The following is a 767-nucleotide window of genomic DNA, read 5'->3' on the forward strand; positions in this document are numbered from 1 at the left end:
CTTTTGAAGTCATTTGAACGCCAGTCCCACACATGAAATACGAAAGTAGAACTGGCGTCTTATTTTGGAATATCAGAAAAAGTCAAATTTTACATCACAACGTGTTAAACAGCGCCGCGGCCGCCTGCATTTCCAGCCATCTTGTCTCACGGCGGGCACGCGCTTCAGCATCCTCGCCCCATTGTGAGATATTCCAGTCCTCGTCGACATGCGCCGCCTCCCAGGCCTCGGAGGCGGTCAGGCGGCCTTCGGCGAAGGCGAGCGCAAGCAATGCCGAGCCGGTGAGCGTAGTGATCGTATGCAGCGCGGCGAGCTTGAGCGCGGTGCGATGCTTGTCGAGCGCGCCAGCATAGGCTTCGACCGCCGTGCGCGGCTGCTCCTGATGCACAATACCCTCGGCGAGGATGAAGCGGGCACCAATAGCCTCCGCCGCCCAGGCGAGGACCGGGTCCCAATGCATGGCCTGCACCTCGACCAGTGATGCCGGCCCACCGGCGCGATAGCAGAGGAGATCGGTGCCGGCGAACTTCACCACATCGTCGAAGACCGCGTCGATCTCATTCTCGATGCCGTCGATCGCGGTATTGGCCATCCGGGTGACCGGCATGGTCGCAGGATTGATCTCGTTGACCTGGTCGCGCCATTCCGAGGCGATCAGATCGGCTGCGGCGCGTGTCGGCACTGCCAACTGCCGCTTTCCAGGTGTCTTGACCGTGCGTCCATCGAGGCGGATGGCAAAACCGTCGTCGGCCTCGGTGACCGAGACT

At 61.1% G+C, this 767-nt stretch carries 1 protein-coding gene; it reads right to left on the bottom strand.

The window, feature by feature from the left end:
- Positions 1–94: 94 nt before the first annotated feature.
- The coding region (locus AC1D0P_RS26425; protein WP_477679437.1) for an ATP12 family chaperone protein at positions 95–767 on the bottom strand (673 nt) is incomplete at its 5' end.

It is taken from the genome of Polaromonas sp. P1_G2, assembly GCF_056405515.1.